The following is a 15,653-nucleotide window of genomic DNA, read 5'->3' as shown; positions in this document are numbered from 1 at the left end:
GCGTCCGCGATGGAGGGCGGCCCTCGTCGGCGGCCCCTGCCGCGGACGCGATCCTTTCTATGCGAGGTCGTTTTTCTTGACAGTCGTACATACTCTGGCCAGCGGCTCCTCCGGAAACGCGCTGGCAATTCTCTCCGGCGGGACGCGGATCCTGCTGGACGCCGGCATCTCCTGCCGCCGCATTGCCGCCTCCCTGGGGGAGCTGGGCCTGGGCCCGGGGGATCTGGACGCCATTTTGATCACCCACACCCACTCCGACCACATCTCCGGTCTGCGGACCCTGCTCAAGCGCACGGACGCGCCGGTCTGGGCCACAGCCCGGGCGGGCCGGGAGCTGCTGTACCGGCTGCCGGAGCTGGAGGACCGGCTGTGCCAGCTGGAGACCGGCGTCCCTTTCTCCGTCGGCGCCTGTACCGTCACCGCCGCGGAGACCTCCCACGACGCCCCCGGCAGCTGCGGCTACCGGCTGGACACCGCCGACGGCAGCGTCGGCGTCCTGACGGACACCGGCTATGTCACCGACCAGGCGGCGGACCTGCTGAGCGGCGTGGACCTGGCGGTGCTGGAGGCCAACCACGACGTGGAGACCCTGCGCAGCGGTCCCTACCCCTACTATCTGAAAAAGCGCATCCTGGGGCTGGAGGGCCACCTCAGCAACGGCGACGCCGGCGCTTTCGCCGCCCTTCTGGCGGAGCGGGGCGCATCGGAGATCGTGCTGGCCCACCTGAGCCGGGAGAACAATACCCCCGCCATGGCCCGCACCGCCGTGGAGACGGCTCTGGCCGCCGCCGGGGCGGCCCCCGTCCTCTCCGTGGCGCCCCGGGACACCCTGGGCCCCGCCCATGTGCTGGTCAGGAGGGCCGTATGCAGAAGATAACCGTTTTGTGCGTGGGGAAGCTGAAGGAGAAGTTCTACACCGAGGCCGCGGCGGAGTACGCCAAGCGCCTTTCCCGGTTCTGCAAGCTGGAGATTTTGGAGCTGCCGGAGGAGCGGCTGCCGGAGGATCCCTCCCCGGCCCAGATCGCCGGAGCCCTGGAAAAGGAGGCCGCAGCGGTCCGGGCCAAGCTGCCCGCCTCCGCCTATATCGTGGCCCTGTGCGTGGAGGGGAAGCTCCGCTCCAGCGAGGAGCTGGCCCGGATGCTCTCCGCCAGCGCCGGCCGGGGCCAGTCCCAGGTGGTATTTCTGATCGGCGGCTCCTTCGGCCTGGATCCCTCCCTCAAGGCCCTGGCGGCGGAGCGGCTGTCCATGTCCCCCATGACCTTCCCCCACCATCTGGCCCGGGTCATGGTGCTGGAGCAGATCTACCGGGCCTATCAGATCAACGCCGGAACCCGCTATCACAAGTGACGTACCCCGGAAAGGAGGCCGTGCCCATGGATCCCCAGGATCTGAGCGGAGCCCTGTCCCACGAGGAGCTGCTGCGCCGCTGGCCGAAGGACGCGTACGGTGATCCGGAGGAGCCGGCCTTCCTAGTCAATCTCCGGGAGGACGGCGGATTGTGGGCGGAGATGACCGCGTCGCGCCTGGAGGCCTGCGGCATCCCGGTGCTGCGGCAATACCCCTGGGGCGGCGCCGCGGTCCGGCTTTATCTGGGCACCGCCCACTCGGGAGTGGACCTGTACGTCCCCGCCTCCCGGCTGGACGAGGCCCGGCAGCTGCTGGAGCCGGTCCCGGAGGAAGATGCGCCCGCCCCCTGACGGCCGGGCTTTGCCCATCTGTCTTGGAAAGCGAGGGAAACGCCATGCAGCCAAACGCCCCCTTCACGCCCCGGCCCAACCTGACGGTCGAGGAAAAGACCCGCCTGGCCCGGCGGTTCCGCCGCAGAGCCAATCTGACGGACGTCATCGGTCTGGCGGCGATCCTGCTGATGGTCATTGCAGCTTTCCTGGGGCGGCAGGATTTTGACCGGGGATACCCGTATCTGACGGCCGGGGGCGCTTTGTTCGTCGCCTTTGGCTTGGTCAGTGCCCTAACCTATCACCGCTGTCCCTGCTGCGGAAACCGCACCATCAGAGGCTCTCTGGGGGAAGACAGGAATCTGGGCCCCTTTGTCTGGCGCATGTATGAGTGCCCCGTCTGCGGCTTCTCCCCAGACTGGAGCCGGTGAACCGCCCCCCGGTTTGATTGAGATTATTCAGTACATTTTTATAGCAGGAGGAAACGTGTATGGATTTCATGAAGGAATATGAGAAGTGGCTTGCCAGCCCCGTCCTGAGTCCCGAGGAGCACGAGGAGCTGGAGGCCATCCGCGGCGACGCGAAGGAGATCGAGTCCCGGTTCTACGACCAGCTGGCCTTCGGCACCGCAGGTCTCCGTGGCACCATGGGCGTGGGCCTCAACCGCATGAACATCCACGTGATCCGCCACGCCACCCAGGCCTTCGCCCAGGTCATCCTGGAGGAGGGGCCCGAGGCGGTGCAGCGGGGCGTGGCCGTGTGCTTCGACTGCCGCAACAACTCCGACCGCTTCGCCCGGGAGGCCGCCTGCGTCATGGCCGCCAACGGCATCCCCGTTCGGCTGTTCGAGGCCCTGCGCCCCACTCCGGAGCTGAGCTTTGCTGTCCGGGAATACGGCTGCATCGCCGGCATCAACGTCACCGCCAGCCACAATCCCAAGGAGTACAACGGCTACAAGGTCTACTGGCAGGACGGCGCCCAGCTGCCCCCCAAGCACGCCGACGAGGTGGCGAAAAAAATGCGGGAGCTGGACGTGTTCGACTGCGTGAAGCTGGTGGACTACGATCTGGCCGTGTCCGAGGGGCTCATCACCCTCATGGGCAAGGAGACCGATGAGAAGTTCCTCTCCAACGTCATGGCCCAGGTCAATGACAAGGCCGTGGTGGAGCAGGTGGCCGACACCTTCAAGATGGTCTACACCCCCTTCCACGGCACTGGCTACCAGCTGATCCCCGAGGCTCTCAAGCGCCTGGGGCTCAAGCACGTGATCTGCGTGCCGGAGCAGATGGTCATTGACGGCAACTTCCCCACCGTGGTCTCCCCCAACCCGGAGAACCCCGAGGGCTTCTATCTGGCCGTGGACCTGGCCAAGGCCAACAACGCCGACTTCATCCTGGGCTCCGACCCCGACGCCGACCGGGTGGGCATCATGGTCAAGACCGGCGACGGCGAGTTCAAGGTCATCTCCGGCAACCAGACCGGCGTGCTGCTGCTGGACTATCTGATCGGCGCCAAGCGCCGCACCGGCAAGATGCCGGAAAACCCCGTGGCCCTCAAGACCATCGTCACCACCGAGATGGCCCGGAAGGTGGCCGAGGAAAACGGCCTCCAGTGCTACGACACCTTCACCGGCTTCAAGTTCCTGGCGGAGAAGAAGGACAAGCTGGAGGCCGCCGGCGAGGGCAAGGTCATCTTCGCCTACGAGGAGAGCTACGGCTACATGCTGGGCGACTACGTCCGGGACAAGGACGCCGTCTCCGCCTCCGTGGAGCTCAGCGAGATGGCCGCCTGGTACGCCGCCCAGGGCATGACCCTGTACGACGCCATCCAGGCCCTGTACAAGAAGTACGGCTACTTCGCCGAAAAGACCTACAATCTGGTCATGCCCGGCCTGGACGGTCTCAAAGACATGGCCAACCTGATGAAGTCCCTGCGGGAGAACCCGCCCGCCGAGATCTCCGGTGTGAAGGCCGTGACCTTCAAGGACTACGCCGACGGGTCCGTGGTGGACTGCGCCACCGGCGCAAAGAGCACCATGGAGCTCTCGGGGTCCAACGTGCTGCGCTTTGAGATGGCCGACGGCACCTCCGTCATCGTCCGTCCCTCCGGCACGGAGCCCAAGATCAAGGTCTACATCCTGACCCAGGGCAAGGACGCCGCCGACGCCCAGGCCAATCTGGACAAGTACGGCCAATGGGTGGACGGCCTGCAGAAGTAACAAAACTCCCATTGTGCGCCCCCTTCCGGGGGCGCACATTTTTTGCGAATTATACTTGACATATGTCCAAAACGTTTTATAATGGGCATATGTTCAAAACAAGGAGGGACACCCATGCCCCGCAGCGCCAAATGCCGCCGGGTCTGCCAGATGCCGGTCCACTGCCGATTTGCCCCGGAACAGCCCTCCCGGGAGGAGCCGCTGCTGCTGACCGTGGAGGAATATGAGGCCGTGCGTCTGATGGACCACCTGGGCCTCAATCAGGAGGAGGCCGCCGCCCAGATGGACGTGGCCCGGACCACGGTCCAGCGGATCTATGCCCAGGCCCGCCGAAAGCTGGCGGCGTTTCTGGTGGAGGGACGGCCATTGCAGATCGTGGGCGGCAGCTACGCCATCTGCCCCCGGCACAGCGGCGGATGCAGCCGCGGCGGCTGCGGCCGGTGCCACCCCCAAGACGGAAAGGAAGATCGCACATGAAAATCGCAGTCACCTATGAAAACGGCAGCGTGTTCCAGCACTTCGGCCACACGGCCCAGTTCAAGCTCTATGAGGTAGAAAACGGTGCCGTGGTTTCCGCTCAGGTGGTGGACACCAACGGCAGCGGCCACGGCGCCCTGGCAGGCCTGCTCAGCCAGCTGGGCGTGGACTGCCTGATCTGCGGCGGCATCGGCGGCGGGGCCCAGATGGCTCTGGCGGAGGCCGGCATCCGGCTGTACGCCGGCTGCTCCGGCGACGCCGACCAGCGGGTAGCGGAGCTGCTGAACGGCTCCCTGCAATTCGCCGAGGCCGCCACCTGCGACCACCATCACGGCGAGGACCACGCCTGCGGCGACCACGGCTGCGGCGGCCACGGCGAGGGGCATACCTGCGGCCACCACTGCTGAGCACTTCTTTTTTCACGGCCCCAAAAGCGCCGCCTCTTGGCAGAGGCGGCGCTCAGCATGTGAAAACGGCCGCCGCACACCTCCGCCAGGCATCCCCATCTCCTCCTTGGGATAGGAGCGCCGGATGCGGCGCACACTGAGCCGGGGCGCTGTTCCGGGCCAAAAATCAACGTGCATTTCCCTTTCTTTTTATCGGTTCTGCCGGGGGAAAATCCGTTGACAAGCGGCAGCCCTTTGGATATTATAATATGTTGAACAAACACGCAAAAGGAAGGAGAGACACCATGAGCTTGCTGCTGACCGGCGGTACCGTTTTCCACGGCGGCACTTTTCGCCAGATGGATGTGGCCGTTGACCAGGGCCGCATTGTTTCCGTTTCCCCCTCCCTTCCCAAGGAAGGCTTTTCCGTAATTGAATGTTCCGATTGTATGATCGTTCCAGGTTTCGTCGATGTTCACGTCCATCTTCGAGAGCCTGGATTTTCTTATAAGGAGACGGTCTTCTCCGGCACCTCCTCCGCCGCCGCGGGCGGCTACACGGCGGTGTGTGCCATGCCCAATTTAAAACCCGTACCCGACAGCCGGGAACATCTGGATGCTCAGCTGGACATTATTCGCCGGGATGCCAGGGTCCATGTCTACCCCTACGGCGCCATCACCTGCGGCGAGGCCGGGCAGACGCTGGCGGACATGGCCGCCATGGCCCCGGATGTGGCCGGCTTCTCCGACGACGGCAAAGGCGTCCAGTCCGGGAGCATGATGCGCCGGGCCATGGAGCTGGCAAAGCAGCTGGACAAGCCCATCGTGGCCCACTGCGAGGACGAGTCCCTGCTCCAGAAGGGCTGGAGCGTCCACGACGGAGCCTTTGCCCGTGCCCACGGTCTGGTGGGCAACGCCTCCGAGAGCGAGTGGCGCCAGGTGGAGCGGGATCTGGACCTGGTCCGGGAGACCGGCTGCCGCTATCACGTCTGCCACATCTCCACCAAGGAGTCCGTGGCCCTGATCCGCAAGGCCAAGGCGGAGGGCCTGCCGGTCACCTGCGAGACCGGCCCCCACTACCTGGTGCTGTGCGACGAGGACCTGCTGGACGAGGGCCGGTTCCGCATGAACCCCCCCATCCGCTCCGCCGCCGACCGGGACGCTCTGCTGGAGGGACTGCTGGACGGCACCGTGGACTGCATCGCCACGGACCACGCCCCCCACAGCGCGGAGGAGAAAGCCCGGGGCCTGGCCGGGAGCCTCAACGGCATCGTGGGTCTGGAGTGCGCCTTCCCGGTGCTGTACACCCAGCTGGTGCGCACCGGCGCGGTGCCCATCGAAACCCTGCTGAACGCCCTGTGCGTCAATCCCCGGCGGATCTTCCGCCTGCCCGGCGGCGACATCGCCCCCGGCGAGGCAGCGGATCTGGCCGTGCTGGATCTGAACCGCCCCCACGTCATCAACAGCGCCGACTTCCGCTCCCTGGGCCGGGCCACCCCCTTCGACGGGTGGGGCGTGGCCGCCGCCGTCGCTGCTACCATCTGCGGCGGGGAACTGGTCTACACCGATTTCAAACGGGAGGAGGAACCCTTCGCATGAAACAGTCCCTCTTTACCATGGAACACGCCCGGCAGCTGACGGAGGACACCTATGAGCTGATCCTCTCCGGCGACACCTCCGCCATCACCGCTCCGGGCCAGTTCGTCAACATCTCCCTGCCGGGGAAGTTCCTGCGCCGGCCCATTTCCATCTGCAACTGGGACAAAGATGCCCTGATGCTGCTGGTAAAGGTGGTCGGCGGCGGCACCCACGACCTGGTCCGCTGCGTGCCGGGGGAGGAGCTGGACGTGCTCAGCGGCCTTGGCAACGGGTTTGACACCGCCTTCGGCGGCGAGGACCCGGTGCTGGTGGGCGGTGGCATCGGCATCGCCCCCATGTACGGCCTGGCCCGGCACCTGCTGGCCCAGGGCCGGACCCCCACGGTGGTGCTGGGCTTCCGCTCCCGGAAGGACGCCTTCTATCTGGAGGAGTTCGCCGCCCTGGGCTGCCGCCTGATGATCGCCACGGAGGACGGCAGCATGGGAACGAAGGGCTTTGTCACCGACAGCCTTTCCAAGCTGCCGGACCTCTCCTATGTGTTTACCTGCGGCCCCCTGCCCATGCTCAAGGCCGTCCACGGCCTGCCGGGCCTCACCGGCGGCCAGTACAGCTTCGAGGCCCGGATGGGCTGCGGCTTCGGCGCCTGCATGGGCTGCACCGTGCCCACCAGGGACGGGTACAAGCGGGTGTGCAAGGACGGCCCCATCCTGTATCAGGAGGAGATCGTATGGTAGATTTGACCGTTTCCCTGGCGGGTGTGGAGCTGAAAAACCCCGTGATCCCCGCCTCCGGCACCTTCGGCTACGGCCGGGAGTACGCCGAACTCTATGACCTGAATGTTCTGGGGAGCTTCTCCTGGAAGGGCACCACCGGTTCGGCCCGGCTGGGCAACCCCCAGCCCCGGATCGCCGAGACCGAGGGCGGCATGCTCAACGCCGTGGGCCTCCAGAACCCCGGCATCGACGCGGTGATCGCAAACGAGGTACCCCACATCGCAAAGATCTTCCAGGGTCCCGTCATCGCCAACGTGGGCGGCTTCTCCCTGGAGGAGTACGCGGACAACTGCCGGAAGCTGAACGGCGTGGACCAGGTGAAGATCCTGGAGGTCAACATCTCCTGCCCCAACGTCCACGCCGGCGGGCAGAACTTCGGCTCCGATCCCCAGGGCGCCGCGGCGGTGACGAAAGCCGTCCGGGCCGTGACGGACAAGCCGGTGTTCATGAAGCTCTCCCCCAACGTCACCGACATCGCCGCCATCGCCCGGGCCTGCGAGGCCGAGGGGGCCGACGGCATCTGCCTCATCAACACCCTGCTGGGGATGCGCATTGACCTCAAAACCAAGCGTCCCCTGCTGGCCAACCGCACCGGCGGCCTCTCCGGCCCCGCCGTATTCCCGGTGGCAGTGCGGATGGTGTGGGACGTGTACGAGGCGGTGAAACTGCCCATCATCGGCTGCGGCGGCGTTTCCTCCGCCGAGGACGTGTGCGAGATGATGCTGGCCGGGGCCACCGCCGTGGAGGTGGGCGCAGCCAACCTCCGGGACCCTTACGCCTGCAAGACCATCATCGAAAAATTGCCCGCTGTCAGTGCGCAGCTGGGCGTGACCAACATTTCTGAATTGACAGGAGGCGCCCACCATGGCTAACGACGTGATCATCGCTCTGGACTTCCCCACCAAGGAGGAGACCCTCTCCTTCCTGGACCGCTTCCCCGCCGGGGAAAAACCCTTCGTGAAGATCGGCATGGAGCTGTTCTATGCCGAGGGTCCCCAGGTGGTCCGGGACATCAAGGCCCGGGGCCACAGGATCTTCCTGGACCTGAAGCTCCACGACATCCCCAACACCGTGAAGCGGGCCATGGCGGTCCTCTCCCGGCTGGACGTGGACATGGTGAACCTCCACGCCGCCGGTGCCTCTGAGATGATGAAGGCCGCCCTGGAGGGCCTGACCCGGCCCGACGGCACCCGCCCGATGCTGATTGCCGTGACCCAGCTGACCTCCACCGACGCCGCCGCTTTGAAAAACGAGCTGCTGATCGACGTGCCCATGGCGGACACCGTCATGTCCTATGCCAAGAACGCCGCGGCCTCCGGCCTGGACGGCGTAGTCTGCTCTCCCCTGGAGGCGGCTCTGGTGAAGGAGCACTGCGGTGCGGGCTTCGTCACCGTCACCCCGGGCATCCGCTTTGCCGACTCCGCCGCCGGGGACCAGAAGCGCATCATGACCCCGGAGAAGGCCGGCAAGTCCGGCTGCGACTACATCGTGGTGGGCCGCCCCATCACCCAGGCCGAGGACCCTGTGGCCGCGTACCGCCGGGCCGTGAAGGACTTCCTGGGCTGAGCGCCCTGCCTGATCTTCGTATTCTACCAAGGAGGATTTTGATATGAACCTGGAACAGACCATCGCCCATGACCTGCTCTCCATCGGAGCGGTCTTTCTGCGGCCCGACGAGCCCTTCACCTGGGCCAGCGGCATCAAGAGTCCTATTTACTGCGACAACCGCCTGACCCTGACGGCTCCCGCCGTCCGCACCCACGTGGAGGAGGGGCTGGTGGACCTGATCTGCAAGCACTATCCCGACGTGGAGGTCCTGATGGGCACCTCCACCGCCGGCATCGCCCACGCCGCCATCGTGGGCCACCTGATGGGCCTGCCCATGGGCTACGTCCGCTCCGGCAACAAGGACCACGGCCGGGGCAACCGCATCGAGGGCAAGCTGGAGCCGGGCCAGAAGGTGGTCGTGGTGGAGGACCTGATCTCCACCGGCGGAAGCTGCATCGAGGTGGTGGAGGCCCTGCGGGAGGCCGGCGCCCAGGTGCTGGGCATCGTGTCCATCTTTACCTACGGGCTCCAGAAGGGCCTGGACCGCCTGGCAGCCGCCAATGTGACCAACTACTCCCTGTCCAATTTTGACGCCGTGTGCGCCGTGGCCGCCGACGAGGGCAAGATCCGCCCCGAGGACATCGACCGGCTGAAGAAATTCCGTGCAAATCCCTCCGACGAGAGTTGGATCGGTTGAGAAAGGAGCTATCATGCCTCGTAATATCCTGGATGTCGTAGACCTGAGCGTGGAAGAGATCGACCAGCTGATCGCCACCGCTGAGGACATTATTGCAAACCCCGCCAAATACCAGAACGCCTGCGCCCACAAGCAGCTGGCCACCCTCTTTTTCGAGCCCTCCACCCGCACCCGCCTGAGCTTTGAGTCCGCCATGCTGGCCCTGGGCGGCAGCACCCTGGGCTTCTCCGAGGCCATGTCCAGCTCCACCGCCAAGGGAGAGACCGTGGGCGACACCATCCACACCGTCAGCTGCTATGCCGACATCATCGCCATGCGCCATCCCAAGGAGGGCGCCCCCTATGCCGCCGCCCAGTTCTCTGAGGTGCCGATCATCAACGCCGGTGACGGCGGCCACAACCACCCCACCCAGACCCTGACGGACCTGCTGACCATCCACCGGGAGAAGGGCCGGCTCAACGGCTTCACCATCGGCTTCTGCGGCGACCTGAAATTCGGCCGCACCGTCCATTCCCTGGTCAATGCCCTGAGCCGCTACACCGATATCAATTACGTGCTGATCTCCCCCCTGGAGCTCAAGCTCCCCCGGTATGTCAAGGAGGAGGCCTTCAAAAAGAAAGGCATCCCCTACACCCAGACCACGGATCTGGAATCCGTCATCCCCCAGCTGGACATCCTGTACATGACCCGGGTCCAGAAGGAGCGGTTCTTCAACGAGGAGGACTACCTGCGGCTGAAGGACAGCTACATTCTCAATCCGGAAAAGCTGGTGAACGCCAAGCCGGACCTGTCTATCCTCCATCCCCTGCCCCGCGTCAACGAGATTGCTGTGGCCGTGGACAAGGACCCCAGGGCCGCCTACTGGAAACAGGTGAAAAACGGCAAGTATATCCGCATGGCGCTCATTATGAAGCTGCTGGGCATTGAGGTTTGAGGAGGTCACATCTATGAATATCGACAGCATCCAAGACGGCGTGGTCCTGGACCACATCCAGGCCGGCAAGAGCATGGACATCTACAAGTACCTGCATCTGGACGAGCTGGACTGCTCTGTGGCCATCATCAAAAACGTCCGCAGCGGCCGCATGGGCAGGAAGGACATCATCAAGATCGACTCCCCCATGGAAGTGGATCTGGACGTACTGGGCTACATCGACGCCAACATCACCGTCAACATCATCCGCAACGGCGTCCGGGTGGAGAAGAAGCACCTGGAACTGCCCAAGAAGCTGGTGAATATCATCCACTGCAAGAACCCCCGCTGCATCACCGTGGCGGAGCCGCAGCTGGATGCCATCTTCCTGCTCAGCGACCCCGAAAAGCACACCTACCGCTGCGCCTACTGCGACACCGCCAAGGACAAACGCTTCTGAAAGGAACGGAATATCAAACGGCCTCCGCCCTTTTGGGCGGAGGTTTTCCGCGAAAAAATACCATGAACGAAACAAAATCCCATCTTCTGCGGGGAAGCCTTTGCACCATGCTGGGCGGCGTGTGCTGGGGCTTCTCCGGCACCTGCGGCCAATACCTCTTCACCCGCTACGGCGTCAGCAGCCTGTGGCTGACCTGCCTGCGGCTGCTCTCCGGCGGCGTCATCATGCTGGCCCTGGCCGCCGTCCGCCACCGACGGGAACTGCTGCGCATCTGGCGCTCTCCCGCCGACGCGGCCATGCTGGTGGGCTACGGTGTGTTCGGACTGATGATGTGCCAGTACGCCTACATGACCTCCATCTCCTACTCCAATGCCGGCACCACCACGGTCCTCCAGACCCTGAGCCTGGTAATCATCATGCTGCTGACCTGTCTGCGGCTGCGGCGCCGGCCCAACCGGGTGGAGACCGTCGCCCTGGTCCTGGCCCTGCTGGGTACCTTCCTGCTGGCCACCGGCGGAGATCCGGCCCACATGGTCCTCTCGCCCCAGGGGCTGTTCTGGGGCCTGGCCACCGCAGTGGCCGTGACCGTGTACACCCTGCTGCCCCGGCGGCTTCTCGCCCGCTGGAACCGGGAGGCGATCAACGGCTGGGGCATGCTGATCGGCGGCGCGATCCTGAACCTGGGGGCCCGCAGCTGGACGCTCCACACCGACCTCCCCCTCCAGGGCTGGCTGGCGGTGGCGGCCATCGTGCTCTTCGGCACGGTCCTCTCCTTCACGCTGTTCATGCAGGGCATTCAGGACGTGGGCCCGGTAAAATCCTCTATGCTGGCGGCCACGGAGCCGGTCTCTGCCACCGTTTTCTCCGCTGTGTGGCTGGGCACCGCCTTCTCGGCGGTGGACCTTATGGGCTTCGCCGCCATCATCGCCACCATCTTCCTGCTGGCAAGATCCGAGTGACAGGCCGCTGCCGAAAGCCGAAAAAGGCGGTGACGAACCATCCCCGCCGCCCTGCATCCCGACCGTCTTTTTCGCCCGGCTTCGCCCGCTTTTTTACCAATTCTGCATTGCAGGAAAGTTTTCCTGCAATGCAGAAGTTTTTTTGCATTTTTTCTTGCATTTCGCCGGAGAACGCGGTATACTGCGGGCCGAACGAAATCGATTTCGGAGGAACGCACATCGCCATGGAACACCCTACTTGGAACACCCTGCGCAGCTACGGCGCGGTGGCGGGCCTGGCCTGCGTCATGGGCCTGAGCTACCAGTTGTTCGTCTTTCCCAATGCCTTTGCCCCGGCCGGCATCAATGGCCTTGCCACCATGCTGCAATACCTGCTGCACGTGAGCATCGGCTATCTCTCTCTGCTGATCAATCTGCCGCTGATTTTGCTGGCGTGGAAGAAGGTGGACCCGGACTTTGCCCGCAAGACACTGACCTTCGTGCTGGCCTTCTCCGCCGTAAACCTGATCCTGGGGCGGATGGATCTGAGCGCCCTGGCCTATCACACCGGCTCCTCCGCCATCCTGGGTCCCGTGGCCGCCGGCGTGGTCAGCGGCGCGGTGTACGGCTGGGTCATCCGGCGCAACGGCTCCACCGGCGGCACGGACATCGTGGCGGCCTGGGTGCGGAAAAAGCGGCCGGAGGCCAGCCTGGTGTGGGTGATCTTCACCCTCAACGCCTCGGTGGCGGTGCTGTCCTTCTTCGTCTACGGCTGCCAGTTCGAGCCGGTGATCCTGTGCCTGATCTACTGCTACCTCAGCTCCAGCATCAGCGACACCATCCTCAAGGGCGGCAAGTCCGCCATGAAGTTCGAGGTTATCACCCGCCAGCCGGAGGAGCTGTCCCGACAGCTTTTGCAGCAGCTCCACCACGGCGTCACGGTGCTCCAGGCGGAGGGGATGTACTCCGAGACGCCCCGGTGCCTGCTGATCTGCGTGGTGAACCGCCATCAGGTGGTGCGGTTCCAGGAGATCCTTGCCCGCTTCCCGGACACCTTCGCCTACGTCTCCAGCGTCAGCGAGACCCTGGGTAATTTCAAGCACGTGGCATGAAAAAACCGGACCGCGAAATAGCCGCGGTCCGGTCTTTTTTTGCTTTTACAGGCCCCGCCACTCCTCAGGGCGCAGGCGGCTGAGGTCGTGCTCGGCCCGGTCGATCTCCGAGAGCATGGCGGCCTTGTCCCGGTTCAGCGTGCCCTTGAGCACCAGGTAGTTGCTGGCGTGGTTCATGCGGAACACGCTGCCGGGGCTGTCCAGCTTCTCCACCAGAAGGCGGGTCTCCTGGAGGACCTGGGGCTGGGTCAGCAGGCGGAAGCTGCCGTCCCGCACCCAGTCGTACAGAGGCGTGCCCGGCTCCACCATCAGCGTCAGCATGCCGATATACTCCGGGTTCATGGCGTTGAAGGCCTCCGCCGTCTCCACGGCGTGGCGCTCCAGCAGTTCCGGCCCGCCCAGGCCCGTGATGGCCGTAACGGAGAGGGCCATGCCGCTCTGGCGTGCCTTACGGCCCATCTCCACGATCTCCGCGGACAGGTGGCCCTTGCGCATGAGCTTCAGCACATCGTCGCAGCCGGACTCCAGGCCCATGTAGACCATGGTCAGACCCTTTTCCCGGAGCGTTTTCAGCTCCTCCATGGTGCGGATGCGCAGGGACGCGGGGGAGGCGTAGCTGGTGACCCGCTCACACTCCGGGAACAGTTCCCGGATGGTATCCAGGATCGTATACAGCTCCGAGGCCTTGCGGACCAGGGCGTCCCCGTCCGCCAGGAACACCCGCTCCACCCGGCGGTAGGTCTGCCGGGCCAGGCGGAAGTCCTCCAGCACCTCCTCCAGGGGCCGGAGGGCGAAGCGCTTCTCCTTGTACATGCTGCAAAACGCGCAGGTGTTGTGGCTGCACCCGTAGGTCACCTGGACGATGAGGCTGTACGCCTCGGAGGGGGGGCGGTAGACGCTGCCCAAGTATCTCATACGCCCAGCTTCTCCAGGGCGGCCATCTTCAGGCACACGCACAGCACCGCGATGGCCTGCTCCAGCTCCTCCACAGGAGGCAGAGAGGGGGCAATGCGGATGTTGCTGTCGGCGGGGTCCTTGCCGTAGGGGAAGGTGGCACCGGCGCCGGTCATGGTGACGCCCGCCTCCTTGCAAAGGGCCAGGGTCCGCTTGGCGGTGCCGGGCATGGCGTTGAGGGAGACGAAGTAGCCGCCCTTGGGACGGCGCCAGGAGGCGATCTCCAGGGGGGCGATCTCCCGGTCCAGGGCGTCCACCACGCAGCGGAACTTGGGGCCCATGATGGCGGCGTGCTTGCGCATCAGCTCCAGGGTGTGGGCCTTGTCCTTGAGGTAGAGCACGTGGCGCTGCTGGTTCACCTTGTCGAAGCTGATGACCTGGACGGTGAGGAGCTTCTCCATATAGGCCATGTTGGCCTCGGAGCAGGCGAAGCAGGAGATGCCGGCGCCGGGCAGGGTGACCTTGGAGGTGGAGGCGAACTCAAAGACCATGTCGGCGTTGCCGTACTTGGCGCACTCGGAGAGGATGTCCGGGAAGGGCACGTACTCCCCCTCGAACTCGTGGATGCAGTAGGCGTTGTCCCACATCAGCAGAAAGTCCGGCGCGGCGGGCTTCATGGAGGCGATGCGGCGGATGGTCTCGGCGGAGTAGATGATGCCGTCGGGGTTGGAGTACTTGGGCACGTTCCACATGCCCTTCACCGCAGGGTCCGCGATGTATTTCTCCACCACGTCCATGTCGGGGCCCTCGTCGGTCATGGGGACGGTGATGAGCTCAAATCCAAAGGACTCGGTCACCTTGAAGTGGCGGTCGTAGCCGGGGGCGGGGCACAGCCACTTCACCACAGGCTCCTTGCACCAGGGCCGCTCGCTGTGGAGCAGGCCATGGGTATAGGCCTTGGAGACGGTGTCGTACATCAGCTGCAAGCTGGCGTTGCCGCCCACGAACACCTGCTCGCTCTTGCAGTCCAGGATCTCGGCGAACAGCTGCTTGGCGGCGGGCAGGCCGGAGAGCTCGCCGTAGTTGCGCACGTCCACACCGTCGGACACATAGTCCTCGGGCCTCTGCATCAGCTGGAAGATGTCGCTGACCAGGTCCAGCTGGGCCTTGCCGGGCTTGCCCCGGGCCATGTTCAGCTTCAGGCCCCGGGCCTTCAGGTCCTCGTACTCCTTCATCAGGCGGGCGTACTCCTCTTTCCGCTCCGCGGGGCTCATCTGGGGATAAGCGGTCATATGGATCATCCTTTCCGTGTTGTTCTCATTCAAATATCAATTCAGTATACCGGCTTTTCGGGAAAGTTGCAAGCCTATTTTCCCCCGAAAAGGCGCGTCCCCCGCCGGAAAACCGGCGGGGGACATCCATTTTCGTCAGCAGCGGCAATGGCAGCTGCCCGTACCACTGTCAGCGCAGGCGATGGTGACCTCGCCGGTGGCTATGGACACACCGTAGCACACCGGGATGGACACGCACACCTGCTGCGTCAGCGTCACGGTGCAGTAGGTCTTGTCGGAACTGGTGACGCAAGTAACGCTGGGGCTTCCCTGACAAGTGACCGTGGGGCTCCCCAAAGACGCGGTGGGGGCAAGAACCACCGGCGCCGAGACGTCTACACACTGAGTACTGACCTTGCTGCATCCATTGATCGGGCAGGTGGTCTCCTCGGTCTGGCAGGACCGAAGGGCCTCGTGCTCGTATGCTTCATTAATTCGCAAAGCAAACTCCCTCGTTTCCTAGAGATTGGCCTCTCCCGCGGGGCCTCTGAGGCCGCACCGGCGGCCCCGGCCGCTCACCGGGAGATGCAGTCCATTCTATGCGCCTGCGTCTCATCAGGCGCCTGACCCGAAACACTGGAGCAGCGGGCTTTCTCTGGCAGAAAGGCTTTTCCTCTCATAAATATCGTGTT

20 protein-coding genes are annotated in these 15,653 nt (G+C 64.7%); 16 read left to right on the top strand and 4 right to left on the bottom strand.

The genetic code is table 11. The features are described from left to right. Positions 1–76: 76 nt before the first annotated feature. The 15 genes from ACVDHE_RS10300 to ACVDHE_RS10230 all read left to right on the top strand — a co-directional run bounded on the left by ACVDHE_RS10300 (position 77) and on the right by ACVDHE_RS10230 (position 11,705). A complete protein-coding gene (locus tag ACVDHE_RS10300) occupies positions 77–877 on the top strand; it encodes an MBL fold metallo-hydrolase (protein ID WP_458884513.1) in 801 nt (266 codons plus the stop codon). Continuing rightward, on the top strand, positions 865–1,347 hold the full coding sequence (gene rlmH / locus ACVDHE_RS10295) for a 23S rRNA (pseudouridine(1915)-N(3))-methyltransferase RlmH (protein ID WP_213037972.1): 483 nt from the start codon (positions 865–867) through the stop codon (positions 1,345–1,347). Before ACVDHE_RS10300 ends, rlmH begins: the two co-directional genes overlap by 13 nt. Positions 1,348–1,373: 26 nt before the next feature. Next, positions 1,374–1,697 (top strand): putative signal transducing protein, encoded by a 324-nt coding sequence (locus tag ACVDHE_RS10290; RefSeq protein ID WP_458884512.1) that lies wholly within the window; start codon positions 1,374–1,376, stop codon positions 1,695–1,697. A gap of 44 nt (positions 1,698–1,741) precedes the next feature. Then, positions 1,742–2,107 (top strand): hypothetical protein, encoded by a 366-nt coding sequence (locus ACVDHE_RS10285; protein WP_213037970.1) that lies wholly within the window; start codon positions 1,742–1,744, stop codon positions 2,105–2,107. A gap of 59 nt (positions 2,108–2,166) precedes the next feature. Continuing rightward, on the top strand, positions 2,167–3,894 hold the full coding sequence (locus ACVDHE_RS10280) for a phospho-sugar mutase (protein WP_458884511.1): 1,728 nt from the start codon (positions 2,167–2,169) through the stop codon (positions 3,892–3,894). Positions 3,895–4,008: 114 nt separating this feature from the next. Next, positions 4,009–4,371, top strand: coding sequence for a DUF134 domain-containing protein (locus ACVDHE_RS10275; protein ID WP_213037968.1), 363 nt, complete (start codon positions 4,009–4,011; stop codon positions 4,369–4,371). Further along, positions 4,368–4,778: a NifB/NifX family molybdenum-iron cluster-binding protein gene (locus ACVDHE_RS10270; protein ID WP_213037967.1), complete on the top strand. Its 411-nt coding sequence runs from the start codon at positions 4,368–4,370 to the stop codon at positions 4,776–4,778. The genes ACVDHE_RS10275 and ACVDHE_RS10270 overlap by 4 nt, the downstream gene beginning before the upstream one ends. A gap of 284 nt (positions 4,779–5,062) precedes the next feature. Continuing rightward, entirely contained in the window at positions 5,063–6,355 is a 1,293-nt protein-coding gene (locus ACVDHE_RS10265; protein ID WP_458884510.1) for a dihydroorotase, read from the top strand. Continuing rightward, positions 6,352–7,089 (top strand): dihydroorotate dehydrogenase electron transfer subunit, encoded by a 738-nt coding sequence (locus tag ACVDHE_RS10260; RefSeq protein ID WP_458884509.1) that lies wholly within the window; start codon positions 6,352–6,354, stop codon positions 7,087–7,089. Before ACVDHE_RS10265 ends, ACVDHE_RS10260 begins: the two co-directional genes overlap by 4 nt. Beyond that, positions 7,083–8,000 carry a dihydroorotate dehydrogenase gene (locus ACVDHE_RS10255; protein WP_458884508.1) on the top strand — a complete coding sequence of 306 codons (918 nt, stop codon included), beginning with the start codon at positions 7,083–7,085 and terminating at the stop codon, positions 7,998–8,000. Before ACVDHE_RS10260 ends, ACVDHE_RS10255 begins: the two co-directional genes overlap by 7 nt. Next, on the top strand, positions 7,993–8,694 hold the full coding sequence (gene pyrF, locus ACVDHE_RS10250) for an orotidine-5'-phosphate decarboxylase (protein ID WP_458884507.1): 702 nt from the start codon (positions 7,993–7,995) through the stop codon (positions 8,692–8,694). Before ACVDHE_RS10255 ends, pyrF begins: the two co-directional genes overlap by 8 nt. Positions 8,695–8,737: 43 nt before the next feature. Next, on the top strand, positions 8,738–9,373 hold the full coding sequence (pyrE, locus tag ACVDHE_RS10245; protein ID WP_418725978.1) for an orotate phosphoribosyltransferase: 636 nt from the start codon (positions 8,738–8,740) through the stop codon (positions 9,371–9,373). A 13-nt stretch (positions 9,374–9,386) separates the two neighbouring features. After that, positions 9,387–10,307 carry an aspartate carbamoyltransferase gene (pyrB, locus tag ACVDHE_RS10240; RefSeq protein WP_213037962.1) on the top strand — a complete coding sequence of 307 codons (921 nt, stop codon included), beginning with the start codon at positions 9,387–9,389 and terminating at the stop codon, positions 10,305–10,307. A gap of 13 nt (positions 10,308–10,320) precedes the next feature. Further along, a complete protein-coding gene (locus ACVDHE_RS10235; RefSeq protein ID WP_213037961.1) occupies positions 10,321–10,746 on the top strand; it encodes an aspartate carbamoyltransferase regulatory subunit in 426 nt (141 codons plus the stop codon). Between the two features lie 62 nt (positions 10,747–10,808). Next, a complete protein-coding gene (locus tag ACVDHE_RS10230; protein WP_213037960.1) occupies positions 10,809–11,705 on the top strand; it encodes a DMT family transporter in 897 nt (298 codons plus the stop codon). Here ACVDHE_RS10230 and ACVDHE_RS10225 read toward each other — a convergent pair. Continuing rightward, positions 11,668–11,931 carry a hypothetical protein gene (locus tag ACVDHE_RS10225; RefSeq protein ID WP_458884506.1) on the bottom strand — a complete coding sequence of 88 codons (264 nt, stop codon included), beginning with the start codon at positions 11,929–11,931 and terminating at the stop codon, positions 11,668–11,670. The genes ACVDHE_RS10230 and ACVDHE_RS10225 overlap by 38 nt on opposite strands. Here ACVDHE_RS10225 and ACVDHE_RS10220 point away from each other — a divergent pair. Next, positions 11,930–12,796 carry a YitT family protein gene (locus ACVDHE_RS10220; RefSeq protein WP_458884505.1) on the top strand — a complete coding sequence of 289 codons (867 nt, stop codon included), beginning with the start codon at positions 11,930–11,932 and terminating at the stop codon, positions 12,794–12,796. The genes ACVDHE_RS10225 and ACVDHE_RS10220 overlap by 2 nt on opposite strands. A gap of 45 nt (positions 12,797–12,841) precedes the next feature. Here the strand turns inward: ACVDHE_RS10220 and ACVDHE_RS10215 are convergent, their stop codons facing one another. The 3 genes from ACVDHE_RS10215 to ACVDHE_RS10205 form a co-directional block, all read right to left on the bottom strand. Beyond that, positions 12,842–13,711, bottom strand: a complete 870-nt coding sequence (locus tag ACVDHE_RS10215; RefSeq protein WP_458884504.1) for a radical SAM protein — start codon at positions 13,709–13,711, stop codon at positions 12,842–12,844. After that, positions 13,708–14,982, bottom strand: coding sequence for an aminotransferase class I/II-fold pyridoxal phosphate-dependent enzyme (locus ACVDHE_RS10210; RefSeq protein WP_213037956.1), 1,275 nt, complete (start codon positions 14,980–14,982; stop codon positions 13,708–13,710). The genes ACVDHE_RS10215 and ACVDHE_RS10210 overlap by 4 nt, the downstream gene beginning before the upstream one ends. A 135-nt stretch (positions 14,983–15,117) precedes the next feature. Next, positions 15,118–15,462, bottom strand: a complete 345-nt coding sequence (locus ACVDHE_RS10205) for a hypothetical protein (RefSeq protein ID WP_213037955.1) — start codon at positions 15,460–15,462, stop codon at positions 15,118–15,120. Positions 15,463–15,653: the final 191 nt, after the last annotated feature.

The sequence above is a fragment of the Dysosmobacter sp. Phy genome (assembly GCF_054476235.1).
Note: the sequence above shows the minus strand (reverse complement) of the source record. Positions and strands in the feature narration are given on the sequence as shown.

Coding starts and splice junctions, on each gene's coding strand:
- rlmH (WP_213037972.1), top strand. CDS start 865: ATGCAGAAGATAACCGTTTTGTGCGTGGGGAAGCTGAAGGAGAAGTTC.
- ACVDHE_RS10290 (WP_458884512.1), top strand. CDS start 1,374: ATGGATCCCCAGGATCTGAGCGGAGCCCTGTCCCACGAGGAGCTGCTG.
- ACVDHE_RS10285 (WP_213037970.1), top strand. CDS start 1,742: ATGCAGCCAAACGCCCCCTTCACGCCCCGGCCCAACCTGACGGTCGAG.
- ACVDHE_RS10280 (WP_458884511.1), top strand. CDS start 2,167: ATGGATTTCATGAAGGAATATGAGAAGTGGCTTGCCAGCCCCGTCCTG.
- ACVDHE_RS10275 (WP_213037968.1), top strand. CDS start 4,009: ATGCCCCGCAGCGCCAAATGCCGCCGGGTCTGCCAGATGCCGGTCCAC.
- ACVDHE_RS10270 (WP_213037967.1), top strand. CDS start 4,368: ATGAAAATCGCAGTCACCTATGAAAACGGCAGCGTGTTCCAGCACTTC.
- ACVDHE_RS10265 (WP_458884510.1), top strand. CDS start 5,063: ATGAGCTTGCTGCTGACCGGCGGTACCGTTTTCCACGGCGGCACTTTT.
- ACVDHE_RS10260 (WP_458884509.1), top strand. CDS start 6,352: ATGAAACAGTCCCTCTTTACCATGGAACACGCCCGGCAGCTGACGGAG.
- ACVDHE_RS10255 (WP_458884508.1), top strand. CDS start 7,083: ATGGTAGATTTGACCGTTTCCCTGGCGGGTGTGGAGCTGAAAAACCCC.
- pyrF (WP_458884507.1), top strand. CDS start 7,993: ATGGCTAACGACGTGATCATCGCTCTGGACTTCCCCACCAAGGAGGAG.
- pyrE (WP_418725978.1), top strand. CDS start 8,738: ATGAACCTGGAACAGACCATCGCCCATGACCTGCTCTCCATCGGAGCG.
- pyrB (WP_213037962.1), top strand. CDS start 9,387: ATGCCTCGTAATATCCTGGATGTCGTAGACCTGAGCGTGGAAGAGATC.
- ACVDHE_RS10235 (WP_213037961.1), top strand. CDS start 10,321: ATGAATATCGACAGCATCCAAGACGGCGTGGTCCTGGACCACATCCAG.
- ACVDHE_RS10230 (WP_213037960.1), top strand. CDS start 10,809: ATGAACGAAACAAAATCCCATCTTCTGCGGGGAAGCCTTTGCACCATG.
- ACVDHE_RS10220 (WP_458884505.1), top strand. CDS start 11,930: ATGGAACACCCTACTTGGAACACCCTGCGCAGCTACGGCGCGGTGGCG.
- ACVDHE_RS10225 (WP_458884506.1), bottom strand. CDS start 11,931: ATGGCGATGTGCGTTCCTCCGAAATCGATTTCGTTCGGCCCGCAGTAT.
- ACVDHE_RS10215 (WP_458884504.1), bottom strand. CDS start 13,711: ATGAGATACTTGGGCAGCGTCTACCGCCCCCCCTCCGAGGCGTACAGC.
- ACVDHE_RS10210 (WP_213037956.1), bottom strand. CDS start 14,982: ATGACCGCTTATCCCCAGATGAGCCCCGCGGAGCGGAAAGAGGAGTAC.